General features: G+C 72.3%; 19 protein-coding genes. 4 read left to right on the top strand and 15 right to left on the bottom strand.

All coding sequences use genetic code 11. The features are described from left to right. Nucleotides 1-24: 24 nt before the first annotated feature. From B082_RS0104630 to B082_RS0104620, 3 genes are all read right to left on the bottom strand, one after another. The gene (locus B082_RS0104630; protein ID WP_018550639.1) at nucleotides 25-1,065 is read right to left on the bottom strand and encodes a T3SS effector HopA1 family protein; all 1,041 of its coding nucleotides are present in this window, start codon (nucleotides 1,063-1,065) and stop codon (nucleotides 25-27) included. Next, nucleotides 1,065-2,171: a class V lanthionine synthetase subunit LxmK gene (gene lxmK, locus B082_RS0104625; protein ID WP_018550638.1), complete on the bottom strand. Its 1,107-nt coding sequence runs from the start codon at nucleotides 2,169-2,171 to the stop codon at nucleotides 1,065-1,067. Before lxmK ends, B082_RS0104630 begins: the two co-directional genes overlap by 1 nt. Nucleotides 2,172-2,236: 65 nt before the next feature. Further along, entirely contained in the window at nucleotides 2,237-2,422 is a 186-nt protein-coding gene (locus tag B082_RS0104620) for an LxmA leader domain family RiPP (RefSeq protein ID WP_018550637.1), read from the bottom strand. Between the two features lie 256 nt (nucleotides 2,423-2,678). On the opposite strand from B082_RS0104620, the gene B082_RS35575 reads away from it, so the two are divergent. Continuing rightward, the gene (locus B082_RS35575; RefSeq protein ID WP_018550636.1) at nucleotides 2,679-4,916 is read left to right on the top strand and encodes a peptidase domain-containing ABC transporter; all 2,238 of its coding nucleotides are present in this window, start codon (nucleotides 2,679-2,681) and stop codon (nucleotides 4,914-4,916) included. A 4-nt stretch (nucleotides 4,917-4,920) separates the two neighbouring features. Here B082_RS35575 and B082_RS40220 read toward each other — a convergent pair whose 3' ends face one another. From B082_RS40220 to B082_RS0104595, 4 genes are all read right to left on the bottom strand, one after another. Continuing rightward, nucleotides 4,921-7,863, bottom strand: a complete 2,943-nt coding sequence (locus B082_RS40220; protein ID WP_018550635.1) for a helix-turn-helix transcriptional regulator — start codon at nucleotides 7,861-7,863, stop codon at nucleotides 4,921-4,923. A gap of 194 nt (nucleotides 7,864-8,057) precedes the next feature. Then, nucleotides 8,058-8,408: a hypothetical protein gene (locus B082_RS0104605; RefSeq protein WP_018550634.1), complete on the bottom strand. Its 351-nt coding sequence runs from the start codon at nucleotides 8,406-8,408 to the stop codon at nucleotides 8,058-8,060. 41 nt (nucleotides 8,409-8,449) lie between these two features. Further along, nucleotides 8,450-9,289 carry a hypothetical protein gene (locus B082_RS0104600; RefSeq protein ID WP_018550633.1) on the bottom strand — a complete coding sequence of 280 codons (840 nt, stop codon included), beginning with the start codon at nucleotides 9,287-9,289 and terminating at the stop codon, nucleotides 8,450-8,452. A 285-nt stretch (nucleotides 9,290-9,574) separates the two neighbouring features. Next, nucleotides 9,575-10,000, bottom strand: a complete 426-nt coding sequence (locus B082_RS0104595; RefSeq protein WP_026249427.1) for an ATP-binding protein — start codon at nucleotides 9,998-10,000, stop codon at nucleotides 9,575-9,577. A 161-nt stretch (nucleotides 10,001-10,161) separates the two neighbouring features. On the opposite strand from B082_RS0104595, the gene B082_RS0104590 reads away from it, so the two are divergent. Together B082_RS0104590 and B082_RS0104585 are read left to right on the top strand one after the other, a co-directional pair. Next, a complete protein-coding gene (locus B082_RS0104590) occupies nucleotides 10,162-11,043 on the top strand; it encodes a helix-turn-helix domain-containing protein (protein WP_018550631.1) in 882 nt (293 codons plus the stop codon). Next, nucleotides 11,040-11,249, top strand: a complete 210-nt coding sequence (locus B082_RS0104585; protein WP_018550630.1) for a DUF397 domain-containing protein — start codon at nucleotides 11,040-11,042, stop codon at nucleotides 11,247-11,249. Before B082_RS0104590 ends, B082_RS0104585 begins: the two co-directional genes overlap by 4 nt. Before the next feature lie 131 nt (nucleotides 11,250-11,380). Here B082_RS0104585 and B082_RS0104580 read toward each other — a convergent pair whose 3' ends face one another. The 8 genes from B082_RS0104580 to B082_RS0104550 form a co-directional block, all read right to left on the bottom strand. Continuing rightward, complete coding sequence (locus tag B082_RS0104580) at nucleotides 11,381-12,070, bottom strand: ricin-type beta-trefoil lectin domain protein (protein ID WP_018550629.1); 690 nt, start codon at nucleotides 12,068-12,070, stop codon at nucleotides 11,381-11,383. Between the two features lie 180 nt (nucleotides 12,071-12,250). Continuing rightward, on the bottom strand, nucleotides 12,251-12,736 hold the full coding sequence (locus B082_RS37765; RefSeq protein WP_078622489.1) for a hypothetical protein: 486 nt from the start codon (nucleotides 12,734-12,736) through the stop codon (nucleotides 12,251-12,253). A gap of 106 nt (nucleotides 12,737-12,842) precedes the next feature. Further along, nucleotides 12,843-13,064: a hypothetical protein gene (locus B082_RS0104575; RefSeq protein WP_018550628.1), complete on the bottom strand. Its 222-nt coding sequence runs from the start codon at nucleotides 13,062-13,064 to the stop codon at nucleotides 12,843-12,845. A 179-nt stretch (nucleotides 13,065-13,243) separates the two neighbouring features. Then, nucleotides 13,244-14,059, bottom strand: coding sequence for a helix-turn-helix domain-containing protein (locus B082_RS0104570; RefSeq protein ID WP_234018109.1), 816 nt, complete (start codon nucleotides 14,057-14,059; stop codon nucleotides 13,244-13,246). Between the two features lie 25 nt (nucleotides 14,060-14,084). Beyond that, the gene (locus B082_RS0104565) at nucleotides 14,085-14,597 is read right to left on the bottom strand and encodes a DUF6879 family protein (protein WP_026249424.1); all 513 of its coding nucleotides are present in this window, start codon (nucleotides 14,595-14,597) and stop codon (nucleotides 14,085-14,087) included. A 4-nt stretch (nucleotides 14,598-14,601) separates the two neighbouring features. Further along, nucleotides 14,602-14,820, bottom strand: a complete 219-nt coding sequence (locus B082_RS0104560) for a hypothetical protein (RefSeq protein ID WP_234018108.1) — start codon at nucleotides 14,818-14,820, stop codon at nucleotides 14,602-14,604. A 135-nt stretch (nucleotides 14,821-14,955) separates the two neighbouring features. Next, complete coding sequence (locus B082_RS35570) at nucleotides 14,956-17,118, bottom strand: RNA repair domain-containing protein (RefSeq protein ID WP_018550624.1); 2,163 nt, start codon at nucleotides 17,116-17,118, stop codon at nucleotides 14,956-14,958. Further along, a complete protein-coding gene (locus B082_RS0104550; protein WP_026249423.1) occupies nucleotides 17,118-18,833 on the bottom strand; it encodes an RNA ligase family protein in 1,716 nt (571 codons plus the stop codon). The genes B082_RS35570 and B082_RS0104550 overlap by 1 nt, the downstream gene beginning before the upstream one ends. A 498-nt stretch (nucleotides 18,834-19,331) precedes the next feature. Between B082_RS0104550 and rpsJ the strand changes: the two genes are divergently transcribed. Then, nucleotides 19,332-19,640 carry a 30S ribosomal protein S10 gene (rpsJ, locus tag B082_RS0104545; protein ID WP_003948644.1) on the top strand — a complete coding sequence of 103 codons (309 nt, stop codon included), beginning with the start codon at nucleotides 19,332-19,334 and terminating at the stop codon, nucleotides 19,638-19,640. Nucleotides 19,641-19,652: the final 12 nt, after the last annotated feature.

Below are 19,652 nucleotides of genomic sequence, written 5' to 3'. Positions count from 1 at the left end.
CTGTGCCGGGCGGGGCGGCCCGGCTCAGAGGTTGCGTTCCGGGGCGGACGGCCTGATCCCGGCCCTGAGCAGCGCCACACGCACCGCCTCCGTCCGGGTCCCGGCCTCCGGGGCGGTGGCGTGCTCGACCAGCCCGTCGGCGACGGCGGCGGCCCGGTGCTGCCCGAAGCTCAGGCCCCGCCACCCGGGCCGCGGGTCGGCCGGCTCCCTGGCCAGCGCCACCCCGGGGGCGAGCCGGGCGGCGAAGACCGACGTCTCCTCACCGATGACCGGGTCCCCCTCGGACCCGCCACGGAAGCGCTCCACCGCCTCGGCCACGGTGGCCGCCGCGTCCGCGTGCGCGTCGCCCAGGTAGACGACGAGGGCGTCCCGGCGCGGATAGTGGCGCGGGTGCGAGAGGACCTTGGCCTGGTACGGCACCCCCAGCCCCTCCAGCGCGCCGAGCACGGCCCCCCAGACCGGTGCGGCGTCCTCGGCACGGGGCAGGTGCACATAGACCCGCACCAGGCCGGCGCCCCCGCGCCGGGCTCCCCCGGCCGAACCGTGCACCAGCAGGAAGCCGGGCGACAGCCACGGCCGGACGGCCGGGACGTCGACCAGGACCGAGGCGCCCGGCGTCAGGTCCGGGCCGGTCACCGCGGACCGCGGGACGCACAGCCGTACGCCCTGGTGCTCCACGACGAGGCCCTCGGCGCCCTGGTCGGTTCCGGGCGCGGCGATGCCGGTCACGGCGGCGGTGATCCGGGTCCTCCGGTGCGGTACGGCGTCGATGAGCGCGCGTTCCAGTGCGCCGCCGCCCCGGGGAGGGCCCTCGGGCCGGGCCGATTCGGGCGGTGGCACCATGCCCGCGTGCCAGGAGTCGTACAGCGCGTTCCGCAGGGCGGCGCGGGCGTGCTGCGGCTGCTCGAAGGTGTGGTCGCGGCCGTCGACCGTGACGGTTGTGGCGGCGAGGTCGACGGTGACGGTGTCCAGCAGCGCGGCCAGCCGGCCGGACAGGCCGGTGTCCTCGGCGGCGGGCGGTGCCTCCTGCGGGCCGGGCATGGTGCCGGTGGCCGGGCGGTCCATCAGTGTGCCTCCGTCAGTCCGATCGCGCCGGAAGAGCGCTGCGGTGCGAGGATCAGGGCCCGGCCGATTCCGGCCTGGGCGCGGTCGAGCGGGTGGAGCCGGTTGGAGTGCCGGGCCCCGGCGAGGATGCGGTCGAACAGGTGCCAGCCGGCGCGTGCGGCGATCCGGGCCGGGTCGACCGGGCCGCGTACGGCGCGGTACGCCTCCATGAGCGCGCCGACCCCGGGCCGGATGCGGGCGAGGGCGAGGCGGCCCCGGCTCATGATCGCGGCATGGGCCGCCCGCGGGTCGTCCGCGAGCCCGTCGTCCAGGGTGTCCGTGAGACAGCGGACCGCGCGGTGGACGAGTTCGCCGACCAGACCGCCGAGGTCCAGCTCCGGTTCGGCCGGCCGGAATTCCTCCCAGTCGGTGAGATGGAGCCGGTCCCCGTGCAGCAGGAACTGGTCCAGGCGCAGATCCCCGTGGCTGGGTACGAGGCCCGATGTGCCACCGTGCGGCAGGGCGCGCAGGCCGCCGGCGAGCGCGGCGTCGTGCTGGAGCAGCGACCACAGCTCCAGCTCGGCGGCGCTGGAGGTCTGCCAGGTCTTCTCGCTGAGGAAGTCCAGGAACCGCATGACCGGTGCCACCGGTGCGTCCGCCGGGCCGGCCGGTGCGTCGGGCCACGGCAGCATGTGCACCTCGGCCAGGGCGCGCCCCGTACGGCGGCACAGCTCGACCGGCAGTTCGCCCTCCGGCGCGAGGTCGGAGAGGGACTCGGCGCCGTCCAGCAGCGCGAAGACCGCGAGACCGGACGCCGGGCGCAGCCCGAGCAGCTGCGGGGTGTCCCAGCTGAGGGTCGTGCATTGCCGGGCGAGCGCGAGGGCCCGGTCGAAGGCGGCCATGCGGTCGAGGCGCCGGGACACGTCCGGGCCGTTCATCCGCTTGACGAAGACGGCGGCCCCGGTGGTGGTCGGGCCGAACCAGTTGTCGTTGCGCCCGGCGTACGCACCCGCCTGCTCCTCCCGCAGGGTGCCGAGGCCGAGTTCGGACAGCAGCGTGTTGACCTCCCCGGCCGCGTCGAGCGGGGGTGGCGCGAGGACCGTACGGCCCACATCGGTGACGGACACGGCAGAGCACTACTCCCTTCGGAGGGTGCCGTGCGCCGGCCGGCGCACGGCACCCGGAACCTGGATCAGGCGAGGTAGCAGGGGAGCGTGGTGATCGACGTCTCCGGGGTGAGGATCGTGGTCTCGGTGTTCGTCAGCGTGATGGTGGCGATGACCGACGGCGCGGCCCCGGCCGCCACCAGCTCCTCGGAGTCGGTGTAGGTGCTGTAGCCGGCCAGCAGCTCGTCGATGCCCTGCTGCTCGTTCTGCATGGGTTACTCCTCGTTGATCGGCCTGAAGCGGCTTGTTTCCGACGCCACCGGTGCGGCGCCGGGAACAAGCTAGGACGGCCGCTGAGGGCTGGTATCCGGGAAACCCGCAGTGAAGGACGCGCCGGGGACTGCGGGAATCCACGATGTCCGGCGCGCGGCCGGCGCGGACGATCGACCGGCGCGGTCCCTCCGCGCCACAGGTGTCGGGAGAATCCGCGTGCGGCCCAATACGCCGCAGCAGTCCGGGAGTTCAGGTATGTTCCGTACGCTCCTCAGCAGGCCGGTCCGGGTGCCGTTCCGGCAGCAGCTGGCGCAGACCGAGTGCGCAGCGGCCTGTCTGTCGATGGTCCTCGGCCACTACGGGCACCAGGCTCCGGTCGCCGAGTGCCGCGAGCGCCTGGGCCCGGGGCGCGACGGCGTCGGGCTGGGCCGGCTGGTGCGGGTTGCCGGTGACTACGGCCTCGACGTGCGTACCGACCGCTCCCGGCCCGAGGACTGGGACTCCGGGACACTGCCCCGGGTGGCGTTCCTGGCCCGGCACCACCTCGTCGTGGTCGAGTCGGTGACCCGGCGCGGTGTGCGGTTGGCCGATCCCGGGCTCGGCCGCTACCGGCAGAACCACGAGGAGTTCCGGCAGGCGTACGGCGGTGTCTCTTTCGCCATGGCGCCGGGACCCGGCTTCGTACGCCGCCGCATGCCGTGGCGGCAGCTGCCGCTGGTGCGGTACGTGCGCGAGTTCGTCGCGGCCCCCGGCAACCGGCGGATGCTGGCCCTGATCACCCTGATCGCCGGGCTCCTCCAGGTGCTGGGGCTCGCCCTGCCGCTGGCCACCAAGGTCGCGGTGGACCGGGTCGTGCCCGGACAGGGGGCGGTGGACATGGGGACGCTGGCCGTCGCCCTGTTCGGCTCGGTGCTGCTCTACGGGGTGCTCGCCCTGCTGCGCCAGCTGCTCATGGTCCGGCTGCGGGTGCGCTCGGACGCGGAGCTGACGCAGGGGTTCATCGACCATCTGTGGCGGCTGCCGATCCGCTTCTTCCTCCAGCGGTCCCGCGGCGATCTCATGCTGCGCGTCCAGAGTGTCTCCAGCACCCGGGAGATCCTCACCCAGCACCTGCTGACCGCCACGCTCGACGGCAGCACCCTGCTCATCTACGCGGCGATCCTGAGCGTGATGGTGCCCGGCTACCTGCCCGTCGTGTTCCTGCTGGCTGCCCTCCAGGGCGCTGTCCTGGCCGGTGCGTACGGGCGGATCAAGCGCCTCGCGCAACGCGAGCTGACCCTCCGCTCGGAGGAACAGGGCTACCTCGTCGAGACCCTGGACGCGATGGTGCCCGTACGGGCCAACGGCGCGGGGGAGCGGGTCCGCGAGCACTGGCGCACCCTCTTCGACCGGTACCAGAAGGCCATGGCGACCCGGGCCGGCACCGCCGCCTGGGTGCAGGCCGCCCAGTCCACCCTGGCCGTCCTCGCGCCCCTGATCCTGCTCTGGTGCGGGCTGCGCTTCGTCCTCGCCGGCCAGATGTCACTGGGCACCATGCTCGCCGCGAACTCGCTGGCCCTGTCCGTCCTGAACCCGATCCAGACCCTGGTCACCGCGACCCAGAGCTTCTCCACCATGCGTGCCCAGATCGAACGCGTCTACGACGTCCTGGACACCCCGGCCGAGACCCCCGGTGACGCGGTGCTCCCCGGAACCGGCCCGCTCGCCCTGTCCCTGCGCGGCGTCGGCTTCGGCTACCACCACGACGCCGCCCCCGTCCTCGACGGTGTCTCCGCGGAACTCCCGGCGGGCGGCAAGCTGGGCATCGTCGGCCGGACCGGCTCCGGCAAGAGCACCCTCGGCCTCCTCATGCTCGGCCTCCTCCACCCGCAGCACGGGGAGGTGCTCCTCGACGGCGTACCCGTCCGGGACATCGATCCCGCCGAACTCCGGGCCGGCTTCGGCGCGGTCCTCCAGGAACTCCGCCTCTTCAGCGGCAGCATCCGTGACAACCTCCTCCTCGGCCGTCCCGACGCCGACGAGTCCGAGATCGAACGCGCCTGCGTCATCGCCGGGCTCCACCAGGACGTGCGGCGGCTCCCGATGGCGTACGACACCCCCGTCGGCGAGGGCGGCGCAGCCCTGTCCGCCGGGCAGCGCCAGCGCGTCGCCCTGGCCCGCGCCCTCATCCACCGCCCTCGCCTGCTGCTCCTCGACGAGGCGACCAGCCACCTGGACGCCCTCACGGAACAGCAGGTCGACGCGGCCCTGAGCGAACTGAAGGTGACCCGGGTCGTCATCTCGCACCGGCTCTCCGCCGTCCGCAACGCCGACCTGACGATCGTCCTCGACGGCGGCCGCATCACCGACTCCGGTACGCACACCGAACTCACCGCCCGCCCCGGCCTGTACCGCGACCTGTTCGGCGCGCCGGCCGGCCCGGCCGCGCCGGCCGGCCCGGCCGCGCCCGCCGAGGCCGAACCCGCCGCCCTGCCCGCCGGCGCCACCGGATGAGACGTCAGCGGGGGTCCATACGGTCCAGGGCGCGGGCCAGCGCCGCCCGTGAACGGATGCCCAGCTTCTGGTACACGCTGGTGAGATGGGTCTCCACCGTGCGGACGCTCACGAACAGGCGCTGCGCGGTCGCCTGGTTGGACAGCCCGTTCGCCACGAGATCCGCGATCTCCCGCTCCCGGGGCGACAGCACCGAATGCCCCGTCCCGACCCCCTGCGGTACCGCGGGCCACGGCAGCACGGGCCGCCGCCGCAGTCCCGCCAGCACGCGGGGCAGGAAGCCCTCCGCGTCCACCGCGGCCACCAGCGCGTGCGCCCCCGCCTTGTCGAACAGCGCCCGCGCCGCCGCGACCCTCCCTCCGTCCGCCGGGTCGCCCGGCAGCCCCGCACAGCACGCCGCCAGCACCTGGGCCTGCCCCGCCCGCACCAACTGGCCGGCCGCCTCGAATCCGGCGGCGGCCGCCTCGCCCGCCGCCAGGGCGGACGCCGTGTCCCCGCGCAGCCTCAGCAGACGGGCGCGCGCCTGGTCCGCCGCCGCCCGTGCGCCCCGCAGCCCCAGCGCCTTCGCCGACATCTCGGCACGCCGCACCAGGGCGGCGACCGCCTCCTCGTCGTCCTCCTCCGCGTACACCGAGGCGGCCAGCTCGCACCGGTATGCCAGCATCGGATCCGGCCGGGCGTCGTCGTGCAGACCGAGCAGCCGCTCCGTCTCCGCCCCGCTCGGCCGCCGCCCGCACGCGATGCCCACCTCCACCTCCGCGTACACCAGGGCGGCCCGCCACCAGGCCACCGGCGGTTCCGGCAGGGTGCGCAGCAGCGCCAGCGCCTCACCGGCCGCTTCCGTGCCCCGGCTCCACAGCAGCGGGCGCAGCCGGAACGCCGCCGCCAGGGCCACCGTCTCCGTCGACCCGGACGCCTCGGACAGTTCCATCGCCGTGTCGGCCGCCGCCACCGCCGCCGCCAGGTCGTCCGTCGTCCCGTACAGACACGCCCGCAGCGTGTGCAGATGCGGCAGCAGGTAGTGCTGGCCGTGCAGACCCGCCACGCCCACCGCCACATCCAGCCGCCGCTTCGCCTTCTCGTACCGCTCCAGGAAGAAACCGGCCCACCCGAACTCCGGCAGCACGCTCATCGTGCGCAACTGGGCCGGTTCGCTCAGCCGGTCCCAGAGCCGGGCCGCCTCATCGATGCCTTGGCGCGCACCGGCCGCGTCCCCACCGGCCAGCGCGCACATCGCGGCCAGGACCGAGGGCCCGAGCGACTCCTCCGCGTCGGTGGAGCGGGCCAGCAGCACCTCGGCCCGGCGCGCGGCCTCCTTGAACCGGCCGTTCATCAGCTCGATCCTGGCGAGCTGGAGTTCCGCGCCGTCGCCGTGCGGCAGATCCGCGTGCGGCAGGTGCGGGGCCTTGGGGGCGGGGGCCGCGGCGGGTGCGGTGGCGGGTGCGGTGGCCTGTTCGCGGTCCGTCAGGTCGGCGAGCACCTCGTACGCGCTGTCCGTCCGGCCCTGCAACCGGTCCATGAGCGCCAGCAGCGCCTGCGCCCGCCGGCCCGGGGCACCCGACGCCGCCAGCGCCGGCCGCAGCACCGCCCGCGCGTCCACGAACTCCCCCCGCACGGCGAGCGCCCGCCCCAGATCGATCGCCAGCTCATCGCGTAACGGCAGCTCATCGCCCTGGTGCCCCACCGCGTGCAGCCCCTTGCGCAGCCACCGCATACTCAGCTCCGGAGCCGTCGGCAGCGCCGAGACCGCCGCACGGGCGAGCTGCGCCAGCTCCTGTGCGCCCACCTCCGGCAGCGCCTTCTCCAGGTGCGCGGCCCACTCCCACGACTCCGTCCCGTGCCCCATCAGATGCGCGGCGGCCCTGCGGTGCGCGCCCGCCCGCCACGCCGGGCCGAACTGCCGGTACGCGGCGAGGTGCCCCAGCGGGTACACGAACCGGAAGCGGCAGTCCGCGACCTCCAGATACCCCCGGTTCACCAGCAGGTCCAGCTCCGCCGTGACGTCCTCCATGGGGAGTTCCGCCACCGCCGCCACCTCGCGCGGCGAGACCTCGGGGCCGATCACCGCCGCCGAGGCGAGGACCTGGAGTGTCGGCCCGTCGAGCCCGTCGAACTCCCAGCGGATCGCGGTGGCCTCGCCCATGCCCCGCATCGGCCGGGGGCTCACCGGCGACGCCGGTCGGGCGGGCTCGCTCCACTCCCAGCTCCCCGGGCGGCCCCCGTGGTGCGGATAGCTCTCCGCCAGCTCGGCCAGCCGGTCCGGCGGTAACCCGGCCAGCAGCCGCAGGTGGCGGGGGTTGCCCCGGCCCAGCCGGGCCAGCAGCGCCTGGTCGCCGGGGCTCATGTCCGGCAGCATGCGTGCCGTCTCCGCCTCGTCCAGCGGGGGCAGCAGCAGGTGTGACGCGTCGGCCGAGCCGAGCGTACGGGCCAGCCCGGCCGGGCATTCCCCCTGCCGGTAGGCGAGCACGAAGACCGGCGCTCCGGCGGGCCCGGGTGTGCGCACCAGCCGCTCCAGAACCGCGAGCGATTCGGGGTCCGACCACTGCACGTCGTCCAGCACGACCGCCGCCCTGGGAGTGGCGAGGGCGGTGCGCACCGCCTCGGTGACCAGCAGGTGCGAGCGGTGCCGGGTCGCCCGGTCCGCCGGGCGGTCGACCGATTCGCGGGCCAGCACCTCGGTCGCGGCGGTGTCCTGGACGGCGTCCAGCAGCATGCCGTAGGGCACCGTCCGGTAGGCGAGCGCCCCGTAGGCGCCGCGCACCGTGCGGCCGGCGGCGGTGGCGATCCGGGCCCACTCCTGCAACAGCCGGGTCTTTCCGATGCCGGGCGGCCCCTCGACGACCGCGACGCGCCGTTGGGCGTGGTCGTCGAGGAGGCCGGTGAGCGCGCGGAGCGCGGACTCCCGCGGCCCGGAAGGCTCGTACGTCATGCCGGTGGCGTGCTGCACGTCGATATCCCCCTGTACGCAACGTGGCGCCGAGGCGGGGGCGGAGGCGAGTCGAATCTCCGTCGAATCCGCGTACGGCGTACACATTCCACCATGCGTGACCGACCGCGACCAGACTGTGTGGGGGCCGGTGCGTCTTCGGCGTTCCCGCAGTGCGGGAGTCCGGCAGAGGGGGCGCCCCCGGCGTAGCCCGCTCAGCAGGGCGATCCGCAGTCCTGTGCCGCCTGCGGAGCGGCCAGGACGTCGAAGCCGTACCCGAGCGCCGCGAGCGCCGCGACCGCCGCCGCCAGCCCGAGCGCGGTGCGCCACCTGCCTCGTACGGCGGCGAAGGCGGCCAGGGTGGCGAGGGTCCCGCCGGCCACCAGGACCGGCAGGCCCAGGAGGAGCACCTCCGGATTGGTCTCACCCTCGAAGGCGCCGAAGAGTCCCCTGCGGCCGTACGGAAGCCAGACCGCGATCCCCGCCAGGGCGCCGACTACCGCTGTCAGGAGCCCCGCGGTGCCGGTGAAGGCTTCACGCCGGGGGGCCGTGAGTTCGGTTTCCATGCGGGGAGAGACGCCTGCCGGGGCGGTCCGGTTTCGCCTGGTCAGGCGGCTCTGTACGTCTCCGCCTCGCGGCAGTCCCGGCAGTGTCCGGGCTCCGGCGCCCGGAAGACGCGCTCGCAGCGGTCGCAGTCCTGGAGCGGGACGGCTGCGCGCGCGGGTCCCGCCGTGTCGGGGAGCGGTGGCGGCAGGAGCGCGGTGAGGCGGTTGCGGACGAAACCGGCCGGGTGTCTGACGGGGGCCGGGAGGTCGCTGGTCAGGGCGTGCCGGATGGCCGCGGGCCGCACGTCGCGGTCAAGCCAGGTGGCGACCGCGGGAGCGAGTTCGCTGATGTCCCGGGCGGACAGTGTGAGTTGGGGCGCGTGGCGGCGGAGCCCGGCGAGGAGCGTGATGGCTGCGGGGTGCCGTTCCCCGGTCGGGGGTTGTTGCTTCCTCGGGGCGGGCGGGGTCGCCGGGACGGGGGCGGGTTTCTGCCGAGGAGGTGCGGGTGCGGGCGCGGGTGCCGTGGCGGTCGGCTGGTTGTACGAGGTCGTACGGGTGACGAAGCGGCCGTCCGGGAGGCGTACGCGGCTGCGGAGGAGGTAACCGGTGGCCTCCAGCTCCTTCAGCGCGGCGGCGATCCGGGCCTCGCTCTCCGGGAAGCGGGCGGCGAGGAACTTGATGCCGACCCTGGCCCCGGCTGGCAGCGACTGGATGTGCGCGGCGAGTCCGATCGCGGTGAGCGAGAGGTCCGGGTGCTGGGCGAGGTGGTTGCCGATGACCGTGAAACCGGAGATGTGGCGGATGTTGACGTGGATGACGCCGGAGGTCGGCGTGACGTCGTGGTGGGGTCCGGGGGAGCCGGACGGGGCGCGCGGGGGCGCGATAACCTGCGGGGTAGCCATCAGGAAGGTGCTTTCTTCCTCGTTGGTCAGGCCCTCGGCCGAGATTGGTGTCTCGCCGGGGGCCGTTTCATGTTCTGGGGTTGTCGCGGCGAGCATATGCCAGGCAACCCGTGGCGAATCCAGCCCAGTTGGCCTAGTTCACTCGCGCGAGTGATGCAGGTCAGAGCGGGGTGGGGTGGGGTTGGTTCTGGTTCTTTCCCGGGTTCTTTAAAAGCCTTTCTTACGTCGTGGAGGACCGCGACCCGGTGGCCCGGGACGCGGCCGGCCGCGACGCGGTGGGGTCCGTCACGGTACGAGGTCGAGCTCGGCCCACACCGTTTTACGGGGCACCGGTCCCTCCACGACGCCCCAGCGGTCCGCCAGCGCCTCGACGATGAGCAGACCGCGCCCGCTCTCCGCGTACGGACCCGGGGAGTCGGGCATGGGCAGCCGGTCGCCCCGGGTGTCGGTCAGCTCGATCCGCAGCCGCGACCCATCACTCACGGTGAGACTCAGCCGGAAGTCCCGGCCCGGCACGCGCCCGTGCGCGGCGGCGTTGGCGGCCAGCTCGGCCACGATGTGCGCGGCCGTTTCGGTGGGGAGCCCCCAGTCGCCCAGATGCGCCGTGGTGAGCAGCCGGGCGAGCCGTGCGCCCCGGCGCGTGGGGGAGAGCTGCACGGCGAACTCGCGCGCGGGAGCGGGAAGTTCGGTTCGGGTGATTTCTCGATTCACGTCACTCAGGGTGGCCGCGCGTGCGTACCGTGCACAGTGACTCGGCGCTTACGTACGGTCATTGTCCCGAGCTTGTCCAGCGTTGTCCCCGCTGTACGGGGTGACGGCCGGGGGACGTACACGGTTGAGGAAGAACGGCACGCGCGGGAGGCGGGGCACGGATGAGTGTGGATGAGATCGGCATGGAGCGGCAGGCCGACGCCGGGGCGGACGAACCTGGCTGGGACGTCGACCCCGACGACGAGTCGGGTGTCGCGGTGATCGCCGCCGTGGGCCGCCAGCTCAGGGCGTGGCGGGAGGCGGCGGGTCTGACGGCGGCGGAGTTCGGGACGCGGCTGGGTTACGGGGAGAACCTGATCTACAAGGTGGAGGGCGGCAGGCGGATTCCCCGCCCGGAGTACCTGGACGTGGCGGACGGGGTGTGCGAGGCGGGCGGGAAGATCGCCGCGATGAAGCAGGACCTGGCGGCTGTGCGGTACCCGAAGAAGATGCGTGAGCTGGCCAAGATGGAGGCCCAGGCCGTCGAGCTATCGGCTTACGGGAGCCACAACATCCACGGGCTGTTGCAGACGGAGGAGTACGCGCGGGCGCTCTTCGGGATGCGTCGGCCCGCCTTCTCGTCCGACGAGGTGGAGGGGCTGGTAGCTGCTCGTATGGCTCGAAAGTCCATCTTCAGCCGTTCACCTGTGCCGGAGCTCAGCTTTGTGCAGGAAGAAGCAACGCTTCGGCGCCCTCTCGGGGGCAGAATGGTGCTGCGACGCCAGCTCGAACACCTGCTGGAGGTGGGGGAGTTGCGGAACGTCGAGATCCAGGTGATGCCGACCAATCGCGAGGACCACGCGGGAATGGGTGGCGTGATGGAAGTGCTGAAGTTCAAGGACGGTTCGGCGGTTGGGCGTTCCGAAGGGGAGTTCGGCAGCCGTCCGGTCGCTGACCCAAAGCATGTGCGCATCATCGAGTTGCGAAGTGGGATCATGCGGGCGCAGGCTCTCACGCCCCGGGAGTCGCGGGCCTACATCGAGCAAGTACTGGGAGAGACATGATCATCAGGACCTCTGGCAGCGGCGCTTCTCGGCTGAAGTGGGTCAAGAGCAGCTACAGCGACAACGGCAACAGCAACGAGTGCGTCGAGGTCGCGGCTGCGCCCGGCTCGGTGCGCGTCCGTGACTCGAAGGACCTGTCCGTACCGCAGCTCGCCTTCGGCGAGACCGCGTGGGCGGGGTTCGTCTCGTACGCTGCCGACTGCTAGCGCCGGATCAACCGTCCGCAGTCGCGGAACGCGGGCGCGGGTGGCACCGACACCCCGGCACCACCCGCACCCCGGCACCGTCGCGACCGCTCGCACCGGGCGGCATGGATGCGTTGACGGCCGGCGGTGGGTCAGGCCGTCATCGTCCAGTGCTGGTTGGCGTTGCCGTTGCAGTCCCAGATCTGGAGCCGGGTCTTGTTGGCCGTGGTGTTGTCAGGTGCGTCCAGGCACCGGCCGGACTGGGTGTTCATCAGGGAGCCGTCGGTCCGGTACTGCCACTGCTCGGAATCCCAGCCCGCGCGGCAGTCGTACAGCTCGACCTTGGTGCCGTTGGCCGTGTTGCCCTGCTGCACATTGAGGCACTTGCCCAGGGCGCGCAGGGTTCCGTCGGAGGCCAGGGCCCAGTCCTGCGCGGTGGTGTTGTTGCAGTCGTAGAGCTGGACGGCGGCGGCGTTCTGCGCCGATGCGCCGGCCACGTCGACGCACTTGCCGCCCCAGCCCACGATCGGGGTGTGCACCCGGCCGTCGGCCAGGATGACCGCACGGACATGGTTCTCCGCGTACTCACCGATGCCGCACACCACCGTCGATGTGCCGTTCCCGGTGACCGTATTGCCCCCTGCCCAGTACTCGTAGGGCAGCAGCACGCCCGGTATGAACAGGGCACAGACATCGATCGCCTGCCACTTGGTCGCCGGGGCGACTCCGGTACAGGTCGCGACGCCCAGCGGTCCGCTGTAGGAGGTGGTACAGCTCCCCGGCCAGTCGGCGGCCTGGGCGGGCGATCCGGCGATCAGCGGAGTGACGAGGAGAGCGAACATGGCTGCTAAGGCGGTGACGATACGTCTCACGGTTCCCCAGACTGGTAGTCGTGGACCGGCCGAATCCGGCCCTCGGGGAGACTTCCACTCCGGTGCACGGCAGGTGACCGGATCGAGGCGAATGGCCGGATCACTTCGGCTACCGGCCAGAATGGGCCGGAGCTTTGTTGCTGCGTGGACCTACCGAAGCGGGCAGCCCAGTTCCGGGGCGGTGCGGTTCGGGGAGCAGGACACCAGGGCCAGAGAGAGGAACGAGGGCCGTTCGAGGTAGAAGCCGTGTGACGCATCTCCGCCCCGGCCCAGCTGTTCGGCGACGGAGCCGACCAGTATCGCAAGGCGATTACTGTCACGGTCAGCGCCGGACATGAACCGGGGGGCGTACTCGGCAAGCTGTTCCCCAAGCCATTCGGCAGCTTCCTTTGGCTCGTCCCATGTCCCTCGGATCAGAGCGGGGGGCTTCATGAGCCAGAGGGCCGTTTCCATCGGAGGCAGGTCACCCGAGCGGAACTCGGACGCGGCTTCTCGGTAGCGCTGATTGAGCTTGTGCCCATCCTTGTCGTCCTCGCCGGCCGGCAGGGGAGGCGGATTGAGGTGCGGGGGCCGCCGGTCTCCTTCCCGGTCGAGCCGTTCTCTGGAACCGGTCCACAGATACCCATGGTGGTGCACGGCTGGTTCCCCTTCGGGTATGCAAGGGAGTTGTGCAAGGGGAGTAGGGCCCGACCGGTCTCCGCCTGTTGGCGTGGACGGAGACCAGTCGGAGATGAGGTGTCCGTCAGGCGGAGACGGTGAAGCGGGCCGGGTCGATACCAGCCGCGTTCAGCTCCTCGGTGGTGAAGCGCAGAGGCGACATGTCAGGCTTCTTGCTGTCGCCCAGCGCCCAGGCGTTCTCACCGATCTTGGTGAGGGTTACGCACCCTTCGGTGCAGGGGCCACCGCATGCTTTGTTGAACACGGCGTTCTCGGAGATGGAGAGTTCGTACAGCTCGTTCATCATGTGCCTTCCTGGATGGACGACAGCCCAAAGACAGGACTGCCCCCCGCCCGTGCCGGGCGGAAGTCATGGAGGAGAGAGGCCGTCTCAAGCCGTGTGGCGGAGCTTGTAGACCACCGAGATACCGGGTCCTTCACTCTCCATGAGTCCATAGTCAGGCCCCAACGAGGGCCGAGAAAGAGTTAGTTGCGTTGACGCATAAACACATCCGATGATTCGGCCAGGAACTCTGAAGCGGCTTCGCCCGTCAAGGCGTGTGACCAGAACAAATCAAACAGATTCAGGTGCTGGGTGATATCGCGAGGGTCGCGCATGACCACCTCCCCCGAGAACAGTTCGACCGTCACCAGGCGGTCGTCATAGACGACGAAGACATTCATCGGGGTACCCGGAACCGGTACGCCCTGCGGAACTATCCCAATCTCCACATTGGGCTTCCGATTGACCTCCGCCATGTGCGCACACTGCGCCGCCATGGCTCCGAGACTCGCCCGTTGCCACTTCACGGACTGTTCCGTCAGCAGGAACCAGAAGGAGCGGGAACAGTCATCGAGGATCGCTTGTCGGTCCATGCGGGCCTGCACGGCTCTGGCAACGTCCCTCGCCGGATCGCTGGGCACCATGGGCGTCAGCGTTTCAACGGCGTACTCACGGACGTGAAGGAGGCCGGTCGGGATGGCCGGCAGGAAGTGCCGCATCACGCGCGAGGACGATTCGAGAGCCTTCAACTCGGCTTGCTTGTGGTACAGCCCAACGCGAGCGTACGCGCGCCAGGACGCGTAATCCACGTTTGCCCGGCGCGCCAGCCGCAGAAGCTCGTCGGCCACCTCATCAGGGACCGCAAGAGCTTTCAGGATGCGCTCCACATCATTCACTGCGGGCAGCGCTCGGCCGGTTTCGATCCGGCTGATTTTCGTCTGACTCATGTTGCAGCGCAGCGCCAAGCGTTCACCGCTCAGGCCGGAAGCACGGCGGAGTCCCCGCAGGGACTCCGCCAAATCCTTTCGCTCCCGTGCTTGTGCTTCAGGTTCGATAGGCACTGAACGGCACGGCGCTTTCTAGTGCGAGATCCCGCCAGGCGAGATACTTACCGATGTCCGGTTCTTGGATCAGTTCTCGATTGATCTGCGTTCCGTCGGGGCGGTAGTTGAGGTGAACGACCGTCGATTCGTCGAACAACCAGAAGTCTTGTTCAGGCAGTCCGGGGTTCGGGCGGTTGGTCGAATCGACTACCTGATAGTCCTCCCCGGCCGCGACGTTGTCGGGGATGCACCACTCAAACAGGTACCGGCTGTATGGGGTGAGCGGACGGTGCACGATTTTGGCGCGGGTCATCGTCCGACCGGCCACCGCATGGTCCCGGATTGTCTGGTGCCACGGCGCGTTGAATCCTTCCGGCCGCTCGGCTCCTGCGAGGAAGTCACGGACCGTCTCAGCCTCGGCGGGCATGGTGTACGTCTGGTGCACTTCGAGCCGGAAGGCGGAGCGCTTGAAGTCGCGGAAGTACGCCTGCCACGCGTCGCCGTCGAGCAGCACGGAGTCAGAGCCATCCACGGGCACGGGCCGCCTCCTTCAGGATCTCTTCCGGAATCAACACGACTGATTCGCCATCGGGTGTCGGGTGGGACACGTCGTATCCCTGCATGGCCAACATCCCGGGGTCCTGCGTCTCGTACACGGTCGGGCAGTCGCCGTTCCCGCACTTGTCGTCGTCACCGCTCCTGCACGGACCGCCCGCGATCACGCGTAGTTCGTCCACTGAGGTCCCCTCCGGTGTGATGTGGTCAGCAAACTACGGAGCGTCCACCCGCTCCACAAGAGCGGCGGGCATTCAGTCACGTACTCGCATAGAACGGTCTCCACGAGTCACGGCCATGCGGGGCTTGACCCCAGTTCAAGGGGCGTCATGCGCCTCGAGATCCGTGAGGGGAGGAAGCGGCAGGGGTGTCAGCGATGCGGCTGTGAGGCCGCGCAGTACCTCCGCCCCGATCTCCGCCAGCCGGTGCGCCTCCGGGGGCGTCGCGCCCAGGCCGATCGCGTAGCCCGTGCGGCTGCCCGCCGGCTGGACGCGCGGCCAGATCCGGGCGTCCGGTGCCCCCGCCTCGGACAACGCGGTGGTGAGGGCGAGGAGGCGGCCGCGCAGGCGGCCCTCCTCGGAGGGGGCGGCTGCCGCCAGGGCCCACGCGCGGTGCTCGGTGAGCGGTGGGGGCGCACAGAGCCGGTCGCGGGCGTCCGCGTCCGCCGTGTCCAGGATCTCCCACGCCCGCAACAGCTCCGCCGTGAGCAGGTCGCGGCCGGCCGGAGAGACCTGTGTCGTGCACGAGCGGACCGGGGACGTCGGCGTGTACACCGTGACCGGGTGGCCGTCCGCCGGGCCCTCGCCCACCGGGTCGCGCCAGTCCCACGCCGCCCACGTCGCGAAGAAGTCCCGGAGGCCGCCCCCCTCATGCGCGGTGCGGGCGGCGAGGAGCGCCCAGGCGATGCCCGGGAGGCCGCCGCACGGGGCGGAGTCCAGACCCCTGGCCGCCGCCCACTCCTTGACCTCCCGGGCGAGCGCGGTGAACGCCTCCCGGTGCGGCTCCGCCGCCAGGAGCACCGCCTCCGCGTCGCTCACCGCGCTCAGTGCGACCGCCGCCGCCTCGCCCAGCTCCGCCCGGCGCGCCACCGCCTCGGCCGGGGGCACGGCTCCCGTCGCCACGGTGACCAGGTCCACCCGCAGGCCGTCCACGTACCAGCGCAGCCCCGGCACCCGGGCGCCCGTGACCTCGCGCAGGCCCCGCGCCTCCGGGAAGGCGGTGGCGAGCCGGTCCCGTACGCCGGAGAGGTCCGGCAGCGCCGCCAACAGGTCCAGGTCCGCGCCGGGGCGTGCGCAGCCCATGCGCCGGGAGCCCACGAGGTGCACGCGCGCCCCGGGAAGCGCCGACGCGACGCGGTCCGTGACCTCTTCGGCCTGCGCGGAGGGCGCGGCCAGCTCCACCCGTACCCCGTAGTGGTCGGAGACGTACAGACCGCCCGGTCCCGGCGCCTCCCCCCACAGCGTCGCCGTACGCGCCCGCAGCCGGTCCGTGCGCAGCAGCACCCGGTCCAGGCGGGAGACGCGGCCCGAGAGGGAGGAGACCGCGGCGAGGGGGTTGGCCGACGGGTCGAAGGTGGGGGTGTCGTCGGCGGGGCCGTGCGTCTCCGTCCACGCGTCCGCCATCGCGAGCCGGGTCTGCGGATGGTCGCCGCCGTCGTTGAAGTCGCCGACGAGCACGAGTTCGCCCGACACCGCCGCCAACCCCGTTGCCAGCTCGGCCAGTTCGCTTTCGCGGCGGGCCGCCCCGTCGGGGGAGTGGTCGCTGCTGAGGTGGGTGACCGCCACCGTCACGGGGCCGTCCGCCGTCTCGACGACCACTGCCGCGACCGCCTTGTGCGGGCCCAGCACGTGCACGGCCGCCTCGCTCACCGGCAGGCGGCTGAGCAGCAGCAGGCCGTGGTCCGGGACGTCGTGGCCGGACGGGTCGGTGGCGAGCGCGTAGCCCTCGCGTATCCAGTCGCAGGCCAGCAGCAGCGCGAGCAGCGCGGGCTCCACCTCCTGGAGCGCGATGACGTCCGCGTCCGCCGCGCGCAGGGCCTCGGTGAGCAGGGGACGGCGGCGGGCGGTGTCGATGCGGTCGCTGTCGTAGCGGTCCCAGAGCGTGTTCCAGGTGAGGACCGTCAGCGGACCCGAAGGCCCCGCGACCCCGGCCTCCGCCCGTTCCCACGCGCCGGTCGTCGGCGAGTACGTGTGCGGGGCGCGGGCCGTGAAGTAAGGGGACGGCAGGTGGCGCGGCTCCCGTATCCGGCCCGCGTCCGTCGCGTCGATGCGGTCCGTGCCCGTCGCCCGGTCCCAGACCAGCTCACCGTCCGCCTCGAAGAAGAGGACCCGGTGCCAGGGGATGTCGCCGCCCGGCGTGAACCGGTCCAGCGGCACCCGCTTCGGCTCCCGGCCGCGCTGCGCCACGCCCAGCACGAAGCGCGCCGGGTCGAAACGGGCGTCCCAGCGGACCCGGTGGTAGATCTCCTCGCTCGTGCGCATCAGGCCCGGTCCTCCACGGTTCCGCTGGTGCCGATGTACCAGGTGCGGTGCGCCTGGCCGGGGTACGGCGGGACGAACCGGTGCAGCTGCGACGCCAGCACCTGCGGGGGTACGGGGTGCTCGCGGCGCCCGTTGCGCGCGGTCAGTTCGTCCTCGCCGATCCAGGCCACGGCGTGGGTGACGAGGGCGTCGCGGCGGCGGGCGACCGCGTGGACCAGGGAGCGCCGGCGCGGGTTGAGCGAGGTGGCGTCCCAGACCACCGTCGCGCCCGGGACGAGCGCGGCGTCGAGGCGGTCCAGGCCCTCGCGCAGGACGTCCTCGTTGGCGCTCTGGTCGGCGCGCGAACCCCTCGCCAGGCGCAGATCGTCCAGGGATATACAGGTGGCGGTGCCCGGCAGGCCCCGGCCGAAGGTGCTCTTGCCGCTGCCCGAGGGGCCGGCCAGCTGGATCAGGCGGGGGAAGTCCCCGGACCGCCACCGCCAGGTCGCGGCGACCGCCTCGTCGGCGGTGGTGACGCGGCCCAGCGCGTACGCCTCGCGGGCCTGCGCCAGGCACCGGGCCCCGGCCTCGGGCGCGAGATCGGCGAACGCCTCGCTCAGGCCGGCCGGTTCCCGTACCTCCTCCGCGTGCAGGGCCGACCACTCGACCTGCTCCCGCGCCTCGGGGGTGTCCGCCAGCACCCCGGACAGCGCGTGCAGGACGCTCAGGTCGGCGGCGAGCGCCATCCGGGCCAGACCGGCCCGCCGCTCCTCGTCCGGGTAGGGACGGTGCAGGGCGGGGTACAGCCCGACGAGGTCCGCGACGCGGCGGGCGAGCGGCATGCCGAGGGGGCCGGCGAGCGCGGGGGCGAGGGTGGTGCGGCGGGTGCCGTGCAGCAGCGCGGCGAGGACACCGGCGAGCCGGTCGTCGCCGCCCCGGCCCAGCGCGTCGAGGGCGTCGGCGGCGGCGAGCGCGGCGGGGGCGTCGGCGGGGGCGAGCGCGGCGGGGGCGTCGGCGGGGGCCGTGGCGGCGCCCCCGTCGCCGGGGCCCGTGCCGACGGACGTGGCGAGGGCCGCCGGGTCGACGGGGGCGCCGGAGCGTACGGCCCACAGGGCGGCGGCCGGTCCGAGGCCGTTCTCCACGACCTCCGCGTGCATCCAGTGGGTGTCCGTCGCCACATGCCCGGGGCGCACCCACTTGCCCACCCGGCGCCCGAACACGACGCCCGGGAAGCTCTCGACCGGGCGCACCACGTACCCCTCCTGCCGCCCCGTATCCAGCTTCAGCGCGCGCAGCGCCTTCGCGTCGAACACCCCGCGCCACAGCACCGGAGGTGCGGGGATGCCCAGGTCGCGGAGGAACGCCACGGTCCGGTCCCAGTCCAGGCACCGGTCGCCGTCCCAGACGGAGAAGCCGTAGAAGTGGCTCTCCAGCGAGTCGTACGCGAGGGAGTGCCGGGCGAACACGTTCTCGCCGCAGATCCGCCACCCCTGCGGGATGCGGGCGCCGATCCGGGCCTGGAGGGCCTTCACCCAGGTGCGGGAAGGGTGGTGCGCGGAGTCGAGGGAGCGGGCGTGCAGCCCGTCGGCGTACAGCGTGGTGTTCTCGCCGTCCAGCTTCTCGGTGACCACGACCTCCGCACCGGTCAGCGCGGCGAGGTCCGTCATCCGCACGTCGTCCGAGGTGGCCCCGGGGGACCAGGGCAGATGAGAGGTCCGCGGATAGTGCGTACGCATGTCTGTGCCCCCGTGACGACGCCGTGCCCGGCCGGTCACTGTAGGGGCGGGAGCGGGGAGCGCTCGACCGAATATGCGGTAAGGGGGGGGGCACCGGGGCGTGCCCGCGTTTGACCAGCCACTCGGGAGGGGTAAGATCCCCGACCCAATTGGCCAGGCTCATGACCCGTGTGGCACACTGGCCAGGTTGCTCGGTTGAGTGTCAATGCTGCGCGCCTCCCGCCGGGAGGACCGGAAGCGAGTCCCACAGTACTCGTCGGCCCCATGCGGGCCGGACGTACGGGAATCTTTCGGGAAGCGTAAGTGGGGCACCGGCCAGGCACCCGGTGGGGTTTCACCCCCGGCAGCGCGGTCTTTGGCCCGCACCCCCTTGGTTGGGAAATCCTTCGGGACTTCTGCGTAGAGGGGATGCGACACGCCCGACCGCGTGGGTCGGAGGCGGAGTTACCAGAACCTCGGGTTCCAGAGCGTTAACGAGAGACAGGACTACTAGTAGCCATGGCGGGACAGAAGATCCGCATCCGGCTCAAGGCCTACGACCACGAGGTCATCGACTCCTCGGCGAAGAAGATCGTCGAGACGGTGACCCGCACTGGTGCGTCGGTCGCGGGCCCGGTGCCGCTGCCCACTGAGAAGAACGTGTACTGCGTCATCAAGTCGCCGCACAAGTACAAGGACTCGCGCGAGCACTTCGAGATGCGCACGCACAAGCGCCTCATCGACATCCTCGACCCCACGCCGAAGACGGTTGACTCGCTCATGCGCCTCGACCTGCCGGCGGGCGTCGACATCGAGATCAAGCTCTGAGGTGACGCGCGA

It is taken from the genome of Streptomyces sp. ATexAB-D23 (genome assembly GCF_000373645.1).
Classification (GTDB): Bacteria; Actinomycetota; Actinomycetes; order Streptomycetales; family Streptomycetaceae; genus Streptomyces; species Streptomyces castrisilvae.
The sequence above is the reverse complement of the archived record's forward strand: the minus strand, read 5'-3'. Positions and strand labels throughout refer to the sequence as shown.

What these genes read in the sequence shown, in the direction of transcription:
- B082_RS35575 (WP_018550636.1), top strand. Translation starts at nt 2,679, where the DNA reads ATGTTCCGTACGCTCCTCAGCAGGCCGGTCCGGGTGCCGTTCCGGCAG.
- B082_RS0104600 (WP_018550633.1), bottom strand. Translation starts at nt 9,289, where the DNA reads ATGGCTACCCCGCAGGTTATCGCGCCCCCGCGCGCCCCGTCCGGCTCC.
- B082_RS0104630 (WP_018550639.1), bottom strand. Translation starts at nt 1,065, where the DNA reads ATGGACCGCCCGGCCACCGGCACCATGCCCGGCCCGCAGGAGGCACCG.
- B082_RS0104580 (WP_018550629.1), bottom strand. Translation starts at nt 12,070, where the DNA reads ATGTTCGCTCTCCTCGTCACTCCGCTGATCGCCGGATCGCCCGCCCAG.
- B082_RS0104575 (WP_018550628.1), bottom strand. Translation starts at nt 13,064, where the DNA reads ATGATGAACGAGCTGTACGAACTCTCCATCTCCGAGAACGCCGTGTTC.
- B082_RS0104550 (WP_026249423.1), bottom strand. Translation starts at nt 18,833, where the DNA reads ATGCGTACGCACTATCCGCGGACCTCTCATCTGCCCTGGTCCCCCGGG.
- B082_RS0104620 (WP_018550637.1), bottom strand. Translation starts at nt 2,422, where the DNA reads ATGCAGAACGAGCAGCAGGGCATCGACGAGCTGCTGGCCGGCTACAGC.
- B082_RS35570 (WP_018550624.1), bottom strand. Translation starts at nt 17,118, where the DNA reads ATGCGCACGAGCGAGGAGATCTACCACCGGGTCCGCTGGGACGCCCGT.
- B082_RS0104590 (WP_018550631.1), top strand. Translation starts at nt 10,162, where the DNA reads ATGAGTGTGGATGAGATCGGCATGGAGCGGCAGGCCGACGCCGGGGCG.
- B082_RS0104585 (WP_018550630.1), top strand. Translation starts at nt 11,040, where the DNA reads ATGATCATCAGGACCTCTGGCAGCGGCGCTTCTCGGCTGAAGTGGGTC.
- rpsJ (WP_003948644.1), top strand. Translation starts at nt 19,332, where the DNA reads ATGGCGGGACAGAAGATCCGCATCCGGCTCAAGGCCTACGACCACGAG.
- B082_RS0104605 (WP_018550634.1), bottom strand. Translation starts at nt 8,408, where the DNA reads ATGGAAACCGAACTCACGGCCCCCCGGCGTGAAGCCTTCACCGGCACC.